This window comes from Limnohabitans sp. Rim8, assembly GCF_945901735.1.
Lineage (GTDB): Bacteria > Pseudomonadota > Gammaproteobacteria > Burkholderiales > Burkholderiaceae_C > Limnohabitans_A.
On the sequence record NZ_CAMDLM010000006.1, the window covers coordinates 1 to 13970 of the forward strand.

General features: G+C 58.8%; 9 protein-coding genes. 6 read left to right on the top strand and 3 right to left on the bottom strand.

Annotated elements, in window-relative coordinates; genetic code table 11:
- On the bottom strand, positions 1 to 3016 hold a 3016-nt coding region (locus Q0O99_RS04260), incomplete at its 3' end, for a glycoside hydrolase family 16 protein (protein ID WP_293748905.1).
- Positions 3017 to 3475: 459 nt separating this feature from the next.
- Between Q0O99_RS04260 and Q0O99_RS04265 the strand changes: the two genes are divergently transcribed.
- The 6 genes from Q0O99_RS04265 to Q0O99_RS04290 all read left to right on the top strand — a co-directional run bounded on the left by Q0O99_RS04265 (position 3476) and on the right by Q0O99_RS04290 (position 10894).
- Complete coding sequence (locus Q0O99_RS04265; RefSeq protein ID WP_293748907.1) at positions 3476 to 4891, top strand: hypothetical protein; 1416 nt, start codon at positions 3476 to 3478, stop codon at positions 4889 to 4891.
- A complete protein-coding gene (locus Q0O99_RS04270) occupies positions 4879 to 7236 on the top strand; it encodes a glycosyl hydrolase (protein WP_293748909.1) in 2358 nt (785 codons plus the stop codon). Before Q0O99_RS04265 ends, Q0O99_RS04270 begins: the two co-directional genes overlap by 13 nt.
- 154 nt (positions 7237 to 7390) lie before the next feature.
- Entirely contained in the window at positions 7391 to 8371 is a 981-nt protein-coding gene (locus Q0O99_RS04275; RefSeq protein ID WP_293748911.1) for a LacI family DNA-binding transcriptional regulator, read from the top strand.
- A 12-nt stretch (positions 8372 to 8383) separates the two neighbouring features.
- Positions 8384 to 9379 carry a glucokinase gene (locus Q0O99_RS04280; RefSeq protein WP_293748913.1) on the top strand — a complete coding sequence of 332 codons (996 nt, stop codon included), beginning with the start codon at positions 8384 to 8386 and terminating at the stop codon, positions 9377 to 9379.
- A 155-nt stretch (positions 9380 to 9534) separates the two neighbouring features.
- Positions 9535 to 9924 (top strand): cupin domain-containing protein, encoded by a 390-nt coding sequence (locus Q0O99_RS04285; RefSeq protein WP_293748915.1) that lies wholly within the window; start codon positions 9535 to 9537, stop codon positions 9922 to 9924.
- A gap of 13 nt (positions 9925 to 9937) precedes the next feature.
- Positions 9938 to 10894 (top strand): putative transporter, encoded by a 957-nt coding sequence (locus Q0O99_RS04290; protein ID WP_293748917.1) that lies wholly within the window; start codon positions 9938 to 9940, stop codon positions 10892 to 10894.
- A gap of 21 nt (positions 10895 to 10915) precedes the next feature.
- Here Q0O99_RS04290 and Q0O99_RS04295 read toward each other — a convergent pair whose 3' ends face one another.
- Both Q0O99_RS04295 and Q0O99_RS04300 read right to left on the bottom strand, forming a co-directional pair.
- Complete coding sequence (locus Q0O99_RS04295) at positions 10916 to 12601, bottom strand: SulP family inorganic anion transporter (protein WP_293748919.1); 1686 nt, start codon at positions 12599 to 12601, stop codon at positions 10916 to 10918.
- A 24-nt stretch (positions 12602 to 12625) separates the two neighbouring features.
- A complete protein-coding gene (locus Q0O99_RS04300) occupies positions 12626 to 13966 on the bottom strand; it encodes a sulfatase-like hydrolase/transferase (protein ID WP_293748921.1) in 1341 nt (446 codons plus the stop codon).
- Positions 13967 to 13970: the final 4 nt, after the last annotated feature.

The window sequence follows — 13970 nt, forward strand, 5'->3', positions numbered from 1 at the left end:
AGAAGTTGGCGTTGGCGGTCTCGGTGTATTTGACGACCTTGTTGGTGCTGTCTGTGGGATCGGTGGCCTGTTCTGCTGAGGCGCCAGAAAACCCCTCGAGTTTGTAGGCACTGGCTGCGCCATCGAAATCCAGAGAGCTGAAATTGGTGGTGACTTCATTCGCCTGATACACCCTCACATAATCCACCGCCATCACATATGAGAAATTGTTTGAGGGTACGGTCCCACCATAGGTACCGCCGACAGCCATGTTCAGGATGATGTCCATCGGGTTGTCGAAAGGCCAATTGGCCGATGTGGCGCCGCTGGGTTTTTTGTATTCGTAGTAGGCGTTGTCGTTGTTGCTGTCCACACCGAAACGGATGTAGTCTTGTGTCCACCACACCTGGTAGGTGTGGAAGTCGGTCACGGGACTGCTCAGAGTCGTGTCCTTCTTTATCTGGGTGTCGCCGTAGGTCTGGATTTCCCCGGTCCCCTTGAAGTGCAAGGCAGCTTGCACCTGGCTGGTGTTGAAATACTGTTGCGTCCACTCCATCACGTCGATCTCGCCCGTATCGGGCCATGTGCCCTGCCCCAGCATCCAGATGGCTGGCCATGCGCCTGTCATGTAGGTCTCGGTGTTGGCAGTGGTCAGCGTTGTGGATGGGTCAAAAAATTTCGCTTTGACCTCCATATAGCCATATGGCTCCAGGTCAACAACAGACTTCAGGCGCGCGGATGTGATGTCACTGCCTGTCTTGTTCGCCACGATGTGCAGCGCACCGTTTTGCACGTAGGCGTTGTCTAAGGTGTTGCTGTAGGTCTGTGATTCGCCATTGCCCCAGCCGTCGTTGTTGGGGCCTCTGCCCGTTTCCAAGGTCCACTTGCTGGAGTCGACGGCGGTTTTTGTTGTAGTGCCAGAGGCAGAGATGTCGCCGCCAAACTCCTCGCCGAAGGCCAGGGTATAACCGGCAGGGATGGCAGAGGCACTTTGGTAGGCAATGTCCTGAGGTGCCTGACTTGGGCTTGACTGGGCGTAGCCCAGTTGATCGAAGTAATAGGTTTGGTCCGTTAACTTGCTCGAGTCCAAGTCAAAAAAGACGTTGAGCATGTCGTACTTCACGCCGTCTTTCAATGCGGTAGTGAAGGCGTAACCTTTGCCAGCATTGTTGATCCAGCGGCTGGAAGGCTCACTGAAGTCAAACGTGAGGTATTCCCAACCTGCCTTGGTGGTTGCGGTCTCGACAGCGACCCAGTTTTTGTCGTTGATTTCATAGCCGCCGCTGGCGGAATCGCCAATTTCCAAGCGTACCTTGGTACCCGCTTGAGCGGAGTGCACCCACATGCCCAACTCGGTCGTGCTTGAAAAATCCAGCGGCGTGATGGTTTTGATGCTGGATGTTTCCCCGTTCGACAAGGTGACGTGTGCGAACTTTCCACCATCACCAGCAGGCTTGATCAGCTTCATCACGTGGTTGCCATCGGCCTGCACAGAAGGCGAAGCGATGGCGTTCTGCACGGCGGTGACTGTGATCGATTGACCCGATTCGAAGTTCAGAGTCTCAAAGAAAACGACAGCAGGAGGTACTGCGTCATCAACCGCTTGCACCAAACCGTCGCCGAGATCTCGCAGGTCTTTAAGCTTAGCCGGGTCACCCGAGCCTGCCGCAGCATTGACTTTTTCAGCCACGCTGTCTTGCACGACCAGTTCGATCTGAGCCATCCGCCGCAGTGCATCTTGGCGGGCTCCGCTGTCCATCGAAGTCACAGAGGGATTCAAAAAGGTCGCCAACAGGCCACTGGCTGTTTCGAGCTGGGCACCGGCTTCCTCCATTACGGCCGTCATTTGTGACGTGATGGTCACCTGCGCAGCCTGAGCGGCCTGGGTGAGCACAGAAGTGATCGTTTGGGAGTTGCTCAAGTCCACGGCACCGGATGCCCCAATGGCTTTGACCAAGCTGTCGACGACTTTGGCTGAAAAGCCACTGGCAGCTCCCCCATTGGCACCCTGGATCAGGCTGCTGCCCACGTCCATCAGGTTGGACACCATGATGGCGGCGGCCTTGAATTTCAACGCTTCGATGGCATCGCCATCGTCGCCCGTCAGGGCTGTGGAGACCGGGTTGAAGTCCAGCAGCGATTCAACGCTGATACCGAAAATCTGTTTGATCCTGGCCTCTGACACGCCGGCTTCGATCAGCGTGGACAGCGGAGAAATAACGCTGGCATTGGCAGGTGCCTTGAAGACATTGGTCACGGGCAGACCGGTGGATTTGTCGATGGTGTCGACGGTTGACTTGGAGACCAAGGGGCCGCCAGTGGCGCTCGCACCAACCAGGGTGAAATTGCCTTCGGAATCGGTGACGTCGGAAGGCTCGTCTGCGTCTTGAATGCCGTCGTCGTCGTTGTCCTGGAACACGATCGCACCTTCAATGTAGCCATTGACCAGGCGGCCAGGTATTGTGGTTTGCGCGTTATTGGCATTGCTCAATGGCACCGTCGAGCCTGCAGATTTGCCGCCACCGCCACCGCCCCCCGCCAAGCCCAGGGCCGCAGCACCCGCAAACAGCCCTCCCAAGCCACCGAAGGACGCGGTCGATGCGGCGGCTGTGCTGATGACCGTGCCTCCGCCAGTGCTGGTAGAGGGCGGTACGGGCAGTTCGAGCTGTGCCAACTGCAAGCCACCGACTTGGTTGGGGGACCCGTCGATGGCCGTGGTCAGGGCGCTGAGTGGGTTGGTTGTATCGGTGCCAGCGCCCACGGCGGCGTTTGCAAGCGTTGCGTTCTCTGCCGCCTGCGCACTTTGTTGGTCGCTGGCTTCGGCCTGCAATGAAATCTCTTCTTCAACCGTCAGACGCTTGCTTTTTTTCAGGAGTTCCGCTGGTTTTGGGGCGCGCTCGGCTCGGCCGGTGGCTGTCAAGGGCGCTGGCGTTGACTTCATGGTGGATACCGGGGGCTGCGACCCAGAAGGTGATGCCGCCGCTGCAATTTCGATTGCAGCTGGGTTGTGCGTGTCGGGCAGCTTTTTCTGAGCCATGGTCTTCCTTGTGACGGTGGAGGCGACTGAAGTCGGATTCGCAAAGATGTGCGGTGTTGAAATACGTTATGAAAGCGATTTCATAAACAGGACAATAGAGGTGATTGGCGGGCCATTCCATTGGCGTTTTCCCTCAATTCATAAAATTTCCTGAAATTTTCCAGGACTTTCGCTCGTCCTGAACGGTCAGCCCATTTCAAATCCTGGCTTGGCGGATCTCGCAAACAGACATTTATAAACAGCATTTTCACGAGTGAAGTGGCTGATTTTTCGTCTGTTCAATCAGATCAAAACCAAGGGTTTTCTCTAGGCGATCGGCCCCGATTGCCGATTGACTGTGGTGTGGGCACGTAGGAAACTATGGCTTGAAAGGGCTTTCATGAAATAAAGCCTATTTTCCCAATTTCAGGTCCTTTCTTGTCCTTCGGACTGCCAACCTCTTCACTCGTGTCGACGCATATGCACTCACTTCAACCTCGTGTTCTGGCCCTGATCCTGGCTTCTCCGGCATCGCTGTTGGCGGCCTCCTTCGAAGCGCCGGATGGCAGCAAGTTCGACATCACCGGTTTCACCAAGCACGAGTGGTCCCACAGCGCCGAGGGGGCACGCATCGTCTCCAACGATGACTCGACATACAAGTCAGACAGCCGCAATGCCGAGTCGAAGCCGGGTGTTGAAAATACCACCCGGGCTGGCAAGTCCTCTGAGTTGAGCATGCAGCAGTTGTCTTTGGGCTGGGCCAAAGAGACCGCGGGTGCGGTGGGTTTTGAAGCTCGGCTGACCTACCGCTGGCGCGGCGACCAGGCCACCCGCTTTTTCAAAGCGCCAGACCTGGACTACCGTCCCAACGACAGCGGTCCTTTGAACCTGGACTACACCGAGCGTTTTGTGGGCATCAGCCGGCCCGACCTGGGTGCGCTCAAGCTGGGCACACAGCTGTCTCGATCCTGGTCGCGCTCCGATGCGTTTTCCTTTCCCGTCGGGCTGTCGGGCGTTTGGGCCGACTCCGGCGCGGGCTACGGCATTTTGCCCAGGGCAGTGCGCTTGACCTCCCCCACCTTTGAAGATGGCTCGGGCAAACTCACCGCTGAGTTGACCGCTGCCTCCAGCAAGCTCAACACCTTCATGGTCGAGCCCAGCCTCACCGCCGCGGGCACCAGCCCCACACAGCCCAAGGCGATCGAGCTGTTCTTGCAGTATTCGAACGCCAAGAACCTGATTGAGCTGACGATCCAGTCGGCCCAAGGGGCCAAGCAGACCGCTTTTGGCAAATCGGCTTTGGTTGGCTGGATTGGCGATCCCGATGCCATTCCACTTGACCAAAACACGCCACGCAAAGCCGCCAAGCCCAGCCAAAGTGTGGTGACCCTGCAGGGCAACCATTGGCCCAACACCAGCAACATGCTGACTTGGGGCGTTAGGCGCAGCCAGTGGTCGGGCTCAGCGGCGTCCTGTAACTACAGCCTCAGTCGCGCTGAGTGCATTTTCGGTCTGGATCCAGGTTTCAACTACGGGCCCAAATCGAGTGCCTATCTGGGCTTCCAAGCCACCGCAGTCGACGCCATGCTGGGCTGGAGCCATTACCAAGGCCTGTACACCTACACCGTGAGCGCTGCCTACTTTGGCAAGGCTTCGTCCAAAAACCCGCAGGAGTGGGGTCAAAGCAATTCGGCCTTGCACCTGAATGTGGGCATGGCTCGCAAGGTCCCGGAAATCGACAAAGGGCTGACCGTCACCTTGGGGCTTTCTCGCTCGCAATTTCAGAAAATTGGCCCCGCGCCTGTGAGCATGCCCAACAACAACTTCTTGGCAGCCAACCCCCTCTATGACCGCGTCGGCTATGGCGCCACAGCGGGATTGACATGGACCTTCTGACCAGATCCTCAGGGGATCGGCGGATCACCCTGGCGGCTGGCCTGCTGGCGTTCATGGCAGCTATTTTTCCGGGCACTGCCAGTGCGCAGGGGCCCACCGCTGCCGTAGGGGCTGGGGCCATCTGGTTGGCGCCCAAACCGGGCGAGTCGGTGCGGCCAAAACCGGCGCCTTTTCGGTCCGGCGACATGCTCAAGCGGGCGGTGACCACCAACACTTGGTATTCGTCCCTGGCTTATGGGCCTTGGTCCGACGTTTTGCACGCCCACCCTTTGACCTTCAAGGCCACGGCCAAAGGCATGGAAATGGGCTTGCCACAAGGGCGCACCGGTCCGATCTCGGGCCTCAAAAATTGGGCCGCAGGCAGCACGGGCACCACGGCCGTGACCTTCCCTCACCAAGCGGACTTCACGGTCGCACCCTCGGACTTTGAGCCCCAGGACGCGCGCTTGCGCTACGCCGGCGACTGGAACATCACGGTCGAGATGGCCCGCGAGCAGGCTTATCTGCGCAGCCACATCCTGCACGGCAGCCCGTTTGGCTACTTCGAGATCAGCAGTGGCGGCATTCACATCCAATTGGGCGCGGGCGTGCAAGCCGCGGACATGCCGGCGAGCACGACGGGCAACAAGCAAGTTCACTACTTCAAAGCACGCGGCCAACTGTATGGCCTGTACTTGCCGGCAGGCGCGCAACTCTCGGGTGGCCCAGCGGACAAGGTCAGCGTCAAGTTCAGCGAGCAGGCGCGCTACTTCTCGATCGGCATCCTGCCGCAGTCCGATGCGACCACGCTCAAGGCCTATGCCGACGCGGCTTTTGTGTTTGTCGAAGACACCCAAGTGCAATGGGCCTATGACGAGGCCCAAAGCCTGGTCACCACCGACTACCGCATGACGACCCGGCCCATGGACGGTGTGGCGGCCGAGCCCTTGATGGGCCTGTATCTGCACCACCGGCGTGCCCAGGTCAGCCCTGCGCCCGTGCTCGGGCAATTGCCCTCGGTGCGCGGCCCGATTGCGATTTCCAGCGGGCACACGTTTCGCACCGAGCTCAGGGTCAACGGGCTGATGCCCATGTGGCCTGCGCTGCTGAATAAGCCGCCGGCCCAGACGCTGAATGAATTGCTGGTGGGTGACCGGCGCCGCGCCAACAGCCTCTTTGGCAAGATGGGCAATGGCACTTACTGGACGGGCAAGGCGCTCGGCGCGGTGACCCAGCTGATGACCATCGCCGAGCAACAAGGCGATGAATCGACCGCCGCCCAGATGGAGAAGGTGCTCAAGCAGCGCCTGGAGTCTTGGTTTTCTGGCAAAGGCCTGAGCTACTTTGCCCACGATGCGGGCGTGGGCACGGTGCTGGGCTATCCAGAGGAGTACTTCAGCGTCTCCGCCATGAACGACCACCACTTCCACTATGGTTACTGGATCATGGCGGCGGCCCACCTGGCCCGGCGCGACCCGCAGTGGGCCTCGGCCCAACAATGGGGCGGCATGGTCAACCTGCTGGTCCGCGATATCGCCACGGCGCAAAGAAAGCGTGTGGACTTTCCCTTCCTGAGAAATTTTGACGTCTACGAGGGCCATTCCTGGGCGCGTGGCAACAGCGAGTTCTTTGGGCTGGGCAACGACCAGGAGTCTTCTTCCGAAGCCATCCATGCCTGGGCGGCCATCGCGCAGTGGGGTCAGGCCACCGCCGACCCGGCGCTCAAGGCCTTGGGCATGTACCTGTACGCCACCGAGTCTGCTTCGGTGCTGCACTACTGGTTCAATGCGCATGGCAATGTGTTCCATCCCGACTACCGCCAACCGCTGGCCAGCATGGTGTTTGGTGGGGGCTATGGTTTCAGCACCTGGTGGACCGAGGAGCCCCGGCAGATCATGGGCATCAATTTGCTGCCCATCACCCCGGCATCGGTCTACTTGACTCAACTGCCCACCGGTTATGTCGAAAATTTTGGTCGCGCAGCTGAAGAGGCGCGACGACTCTACGATCGTTCGGGTCAATCTGACGGCACGACCCATGACATCTGGCAAGACATCTATGCAAGCTTGTTAGCACTTAAAAATCCCGTCATGGCTTTGGAAAGTTGGAATCCCAGGGGTTCAGTAGAAGTTGGTGAAACGAGATCAAGAACATTTTTTTGGTTGTATGCGCTCGCAGAAATGGGCGTACCGGACAGCTCCGTATGGGCCAATGTGATGTCGCACGCGGTTTTTATGGATCCCAAGACCAAGAAAAAAACATATTTGGCATACAACCCATCGGAAAAGCCCCTTGAAGTTCGTTTCTCCGATGGCGTTGTGATGTCGGTTGAACCCAAAAAAGTAGCGCGTTTTGTTGGACCATGAACTGATCGTTATCCGCAAGGTCGTTGACAATGATGCTCCGTCATAATTAACAGCCAACAGTTAAAAAAGAACCATGTCAAAGGTAAACACCGCAGCTTTGCATCAGCCGCCTACAACGGTCATGCGGGTTTCGGGACATCGCGCCACCCTCACCATGGTCGCCAAGCAAGCGGGCGTGTCGCCCAGCACCGTCTCGCGCATCTTGAACGGTACGGCCCAGGTGAGCGAGGAAAAACAAGCCTTGGTGAAGGCGGTGATCAAGGAATTGGGTTTTCGGCCCGATCCAGCGGCACGCAGTTTGGCTGGCGGACGCACCATGAGCATTGGCGTGTTGACGCAGTTCATTGACAGCCCTTACTACGGCGAGGCCTTGCGCGGCATCGAAGACGAGTTGCATAAAGCCAATTACGTGCCTTTGTTTGTCAGCGGGCATTGGAACGAGGCCGAGGAAAAGAACAGGCTTTTCATGCTGCAAGAGCGCAAGGTGGACGGCATCATTGTCTTGACGGGCAAGTTGGCCGATGAAACCTTGGTCGAGATGGCCTCCAATATCCCGGTGGTGGTCACGGGCAGGCGTTTGAGTGCGATCGGATTGTTCAGTATTGACTTTGACAATACCGAGGGTGCCAGTTTGGCTGTTCGCCATTTGCATGCCTTGGGTCACACGCGTGTGGCTTTCATTTCTGGGCCACTGGATCACCCGGATGCCGCTGAGCGCTTGCAAGGCTTTAAAGACGAGGCCTCCAAAAAAGGGATGGCATCAGACGCTGAGTTGATCGTGTACAGCGATTACCAAGAGGCTGGCGGGTTTCGTGCCATGAACACCTTGCTTGATGCGCGTGTGCAGTTTACCGCCGTGCTGGCGGCCAATGATCAGATGGCCTATGGAGCGCGTTTGGCTTTGCACAGATCGGGCTTGCGGGTACCAGAAGACATCTCATTGATCGGCTTTGACGACCTTCCGCATTCCGCATTCACTTTGCCGCCTTTGACATCGGTTCGGCAGTCCGTATATGAAATCGGGGTTTCGGCGGCGAAAGCGATGATTGACATCTTGAACAAGCAAAATCCACCTTCCAGGTTGGTCGCGGCTGAATTGGTGGTGCGTGAGTCGACGCGAATCAATCGACGCTGAAAACGCATACCGATGCCAGAGAATCAACCAACTCCAAACGCAACATTGCCCTTTCTACTCGGAGATGTGGGCGGAACCCATGCTCGGTTTGCATTGGTGTATGGCAACAAGACCCCGATCTCTCAGGTCAAGGTACTTTCAACAGGACAGTTTCCAGACTTGGCCACCGCAGTGACTGTTTATCTGCATCAAATTGGCAATCCAAAGGTTGTCAATGCTTGCATTGCCATAGCCAACCCCATTCTTGGCGATGTCGTGGAGATGACCAATAACGAATGGCGATTTTCGATTGAAAAAACACGACAGACTTTAGGTCTTGAAAAATTGCTCATGCTGAACGATTGGGAAGCCATGGCCATGGCCGCACCCGCTTTTGGCACCAACGATTTAGAGCAAATTGGCAAGGGATCACCTGTAGAAAATGCACCCAAAGGCATGATTGGCCCCGGAACTGGATTAGGTGTGTCGTATTTGGTTCGGTCCCGCCATGGAGATTGGGTTCCGATTGCTGGTGAAGGCGGACATGTCAGTCTTTCACCGTCGTGCGAGCGTGAAGCTGACATTTTGAGAACCCTCTGGCAGATGTTCCCTCATGTTTCGGCTGAGCGAGTGATTTCTGGCATGGGTTTAGAGAATTTGTATCAGGCCATTTGTATTCTCAACGGAACAGCAGCTGAACCCTTGGATGCGGTGAAGGTGAGTCAGCGTGGAATGGCCGCCACTGACCCAGCATGTGAGGAGGCCTTGGGCCGGCTATGCCGCTTCCTTGGGAATACAGCTGGCAATTTGGCTTTGACTTTGGGCGCCAGGGGAGGCATTTACATCGGTGGTGGCGTCATCGGTCAATTGGGTGAGTACTTTGCACAATCGGGTTTCCGGGCTGCCTTTGAAGCGAAAGGCCGTTTTCAAAAATACATGATGGAGATCCCAACTTATGTCATTCGCAAAGAACAACCGGCATTGGTTGGCTGTGCCATGGCATTGGGTGTAAGACCCATGAATCCTTAATTTGTCTCCCTTGCGGCTTAGCCCGGGGTGACAAAAATAGAACTCGCCTGGGGTGACAGACAAAGGCGTCGCCCGGGTTGTGATTCAAGGGTCACTTGGCCTTAGGATGGACATGATTTTTCAAATCAATTCAGCCAAGTTCACAGGAGATACCCATGACAACGCAAGGTTTTGTGGTGACGCACGCCAAAGATGCGCAGTTCGAGCGCGGTCTGCGCTCGTTTTTTGAGTACCGTGATTTGGGGCTGCAACAGGCCACGCAAGGGCGTGTCACGGCCAGTGTGATCCGCGCTGCCGGGGGGCATGAATTCTCCAGCCAGCCGCATTTGCATGTCACCGAGTTTCAGCTGGTCTATGTGCTCAAGGGCTGGATTGAGTTTGAATACGAAGGGCAGGGTGCGGTGCGGCTAGAGGCCGGCTCGTGCGTGCACCAACCGCCGGGCATTCGCCACCGCGAACTGGGGCACAGCGAGGATCTGGAACTGCTCGAAGTGGTGCTGCCCGCAGACTTCAAGACCGAGACGGTCGACAGCGTCAACCCCTGAATCAGAAGAGCCCATGTTCCGCAGTTTTTTTCTCTCTCGCCGCTGGGCCTTGTGGGCCTGGGGCGGTTTGTTCGTTCTGGTGGCTTTGGTGTTCATCACGGTGCAGCAGACCGTCAAGCTGAACGCTTGGTACGGCGAGTTTTATGACCTCTTGCAAAAGCCTGAACAAGCCGGCGGGCTGGAGAAGTTCTGGGGTTTCATGTGGCAGTTTGCGTGGATTGCGTTCCCGTTCATGTTGCTGCGCAGCCTGGAGACGTATCTGGCTTCTCACTTCGCCTTTCGCTGGCGACAGGCCTTGACCGAGGAATACCTGCCGCGCTGGCAGGGCACCGATGCCAGCGTCGAAGGCGCCTCGCAGCGCATTCAGGAAGACTGCATGCGCTTTGCCCGCCAGACCGAAAACCTGGGCCTGGGTTTGGTCCGGGCGATGCTCACTTTGCTGTCGTTCATTCCGATTTTGTGGGCTCTGTCCACGGGCATGGCCATTGTCTGGTTGCAGTTTGAGGGCTCGTTGTTTTGGGTGGCGCTGGCCACGGCGCTGGGCGGCACCGTCATTTCGTGGTTTGTGGGCATACGCCTGCCGGGGCTGGAGTACAACAACCAGCGCACCGAGGCGGCACTGCGCAAGGACCTGGTGTTTGCCGAGGACGAGCGCAGCCGCATGCATTTGCCTACGGTGCTCGAGTTGTTCACGGGGGTACGGCTGAACAATTTCCGGCTGTTCAACCACTACGCCTACTTTCATCTGTGGAGCAATTTTTACGGCCAGATGATGGTGATCTTTCCGTTCCTCTTGATGGGACCATCGCTGTTCGCTGGCTTGATCACCTTGGGCGTGATCCAACAGGTGAGCAATGCCTTTGGCAAGGTCAACGACGCGTTTTCGTACCTGATCGAGCGCTGGACCGACATCACCGAGTTGCGCTCGATCTACAAGCGCTTGTCGGAGTTCGAAAAGGCGCTGACCTGAGGTATTGACCGGCGTGGTCGCTCAGATGGCGGCTGCGGCGATGTCGGATGGGAGCGGGTCCAGCGCTTTGAGTGCCTGCAGGGCTTCGGTGTCGGTGCGGTAGAGCTTGAGGTGCTGCCCTTCGGCCAACTCACCGGCCCTGCGCAAGGTGGTCTCCACCGGCAGCTTCATCCCACTGATGTGCAAGCTGATGCCCCGGCTGGCCAACTGACGGTGCAACTGGCCGAAGGTTTCAACACCCGTCACGTCGATCCTGTTGATGGGCTGGGCAAACAGGCACACATGTTTCACATCGGGGTGCTGGGCCAGGTGGTCGGTGATGGCGCGGTCAAAGTCGCTGGCGGCGGCAAAGTCCAGTTCCGCGTCCAAGCGCATCGCATACAAGTGCGGTGCCAGCGGGGGCAACTTCCAAAGATGGCGGTCGCGCAGGCTGCCGTCGGGGTGCAGGCCTACTTCAATGATGCGCGGGTGCAGGCGGGTGTGCAAAAAGTGGCTCAGGCCCACCAGCACCCCGGTCATCACCCCCCAGTAAATGCGCGGCGCGGTCAACAAGGTCATGGCAAAGGTGATGCCCGCCGTCATGGTCTCGATGCGGCCCACGCGCCAAACGGTCAAAAACTGGCGAGGCTGAAACAGGTTTAGCACGGCCACGATCACGGCGGCCGACATGACCGAGCGCGGCACAAATTGCAGCGCCGGCATGAGGATCAGCAAAGCCAGCAGCACAAAGCCCACCGAGGCCACCACCGCCCAGCCTGAGCGTGCACCGGCATAGAGCATGAGGGCCGAGCGTGAAAACGAGGTGCTGGTGGCAAAGCTGCCCGAAAAGGCTGAGGCCAGCTTGGCCAGCCCTTGGCTGAAGAGCTCGGTGCTGTCATCCCAGCGCTTGCCCTCGCGGCGGCATTCGATGCGGGCACTGGACGCCGTCTCTAAAAAGCTCACTAGCGCGATCACCAAGGCAGGCACCCACAGCTGGTTGAGCCTGTCCAGCCCAGGCCACTCTGGCCAATAAAAATCCGGCAGACCCGAGGGCAACAAACCCACCACCGCGCCGTGCTCCTGATAATCGGTGGCATAGGCCACGGCCGAGGCCACGCCCATCACGATCATGATGCCGGGCCAACGCGGCCTGAAGTGGCGCAGCAGCAGCAAGATGGCTAGACTGCCCAGCCCAAACCACGCCGGCCAGCCGCTCAGCCACACCGGCCAGTGCTGCACATCCCAGCTCCAGGCTTTGACCCCCAGCAATCCGGGCACTTGCGACGCCATGATGAGCAAAGACGCGGCCTGGGTGAAGCCCATCATCACCGGGGCGCTGACCAGATTGATCAACCAGCCGTAGTGGCCCAGCCCCAGCAGCAGCTGAATGGCTCCCGACAGCAGCGACAACCACACCGCCAGAGCCACCCATTCTGCAGAGCCAGGCTCTGCCATGCCCGTGAGAGAGGCGCCGATCAGCACGCAAGTGAGCGCTGCCGGGCCCACCGACAAGCGGTTGGCGCTGCCAAACAGCACGGCCAACAGCGCCGGGATCAAGCAGGTGTAAAGCCCGGTGACCAGCGGCATGCCCGCCAGGCCCGCATAGGCCACGGCTTGGGGAATCATCACCAGCGCCACCGTCAAACCCGCCAACACTTCGGTGCGGGCCAGAGGCGCGGTCAACCGCGGCCATTGGCGGAATGTCAAAAATCGTTGCATATCAGGCATGCCCGATCTTAGCCGCCAGGGCCATCAGCGCTGCGGCATGTCCTTGACCGAGTAGCCCAGGCTCACGGTGGCATCTTCTGGGATGGCGGGCACGGTGGCGTCCCAGGCTTCCCAGGCGGCGCGCATGGTTTGCAAGCGCTCGGGCTGGCGTCCGCCTAGGTTGGCGCGTTCGCGTTCGTCGGCGGGGATGTTGAACAGGTAGTCGTTGCCGTCCACCCGCAGGTATTTGTAGTCGCCCATGCGCAAAGCGCGCTGGCCCCGGTGGTTCATGCGCCAATAAAGCGGCCGCTCAAATTGGTGCTGGTCATCGCGCAGCACGGGCGCCATCGACACGCCGTCAAATGGGTGCGTGGCATCGGCTTGAGCACCTGCCAGTTCGACCATCGTGGCCGACCAGTCCATGGTCATGCATTGCTGGGTGGAGGTGCCGCCCGGCGCGATGACGGCGGGCCAGTGCGCGATCCACGGTACGCGGATGCCGCCTTCGGTCAGGTCCATCTTGCCGCCCACCAGCGGCCAGTTGTCACTGAAACGCTCGCCGCCGTTGTCGCTGGTGAAGACGATCAGGGTGTTGTCGAGTTGCTCGGTTTTTTTCAGTGCCTCCACCACCCAACCAATGCCTTCGTCCATGTGGTGGATCATGCGGTGGTAGGTGTGGATGTTGCCGCCATGCAGGTGAAAGATGTTGTCTTTCACTTCAGCCGCCAGCGCATGGTCTTCGCGTGTTTCCCAGGGCCAATGCGGCGCGGTGTAGTGCAGGCTCAAGAAAAAAGGTGTGCCTTCTGATGCGCCGGGTGCCATGCGCTCGACGCAGTCAACCGCCCGCTTGGAGATCATGTCGGTCAGGTAGCCGTCTTCGGGTGTTTCGTCTTCGCCGGTGAAGAGGTCATGCGCACCGTTGGAGGCGCAATGCGTGAAGTAGTCCACCCCGCCCGACATGGGGCCAAAGAATTCTTCATAGCCCGATTTCAGCGGGCTGAAGTGCGGTGGGTAGCCCAGGTGCCATTTGCCGATCAAGGCGGTGCGGTAACCGCTGGCTTTGAGCAGGGACGGCAACGTGGGGTGTTCGGGCGGCAAGCCCAACACGGCGCTGCCCCGGCTGCGGCTGTTGATGGGCTCGTCGGCACCGCCGCGCAGGCGGTACTGGTAGCGCGCCGTCATGAGCGCAAAGCGGGTGGGCGAGCACACGGGTGAATTGGCATAACCCTGTGTGAACTTCAGGCCGCCCGCAGCCAACTGGTCGAGCACGGGCGAGACCTTGCCGAATTGCGCGTCACGCCCCCCGTAGCAGCCCAGGTCGGCAAAGCCGAGGTCGTCAGCGACGATGAAGATGATGTTGGGACGCGCTGAGGTGGTGTGTGTCATGCGT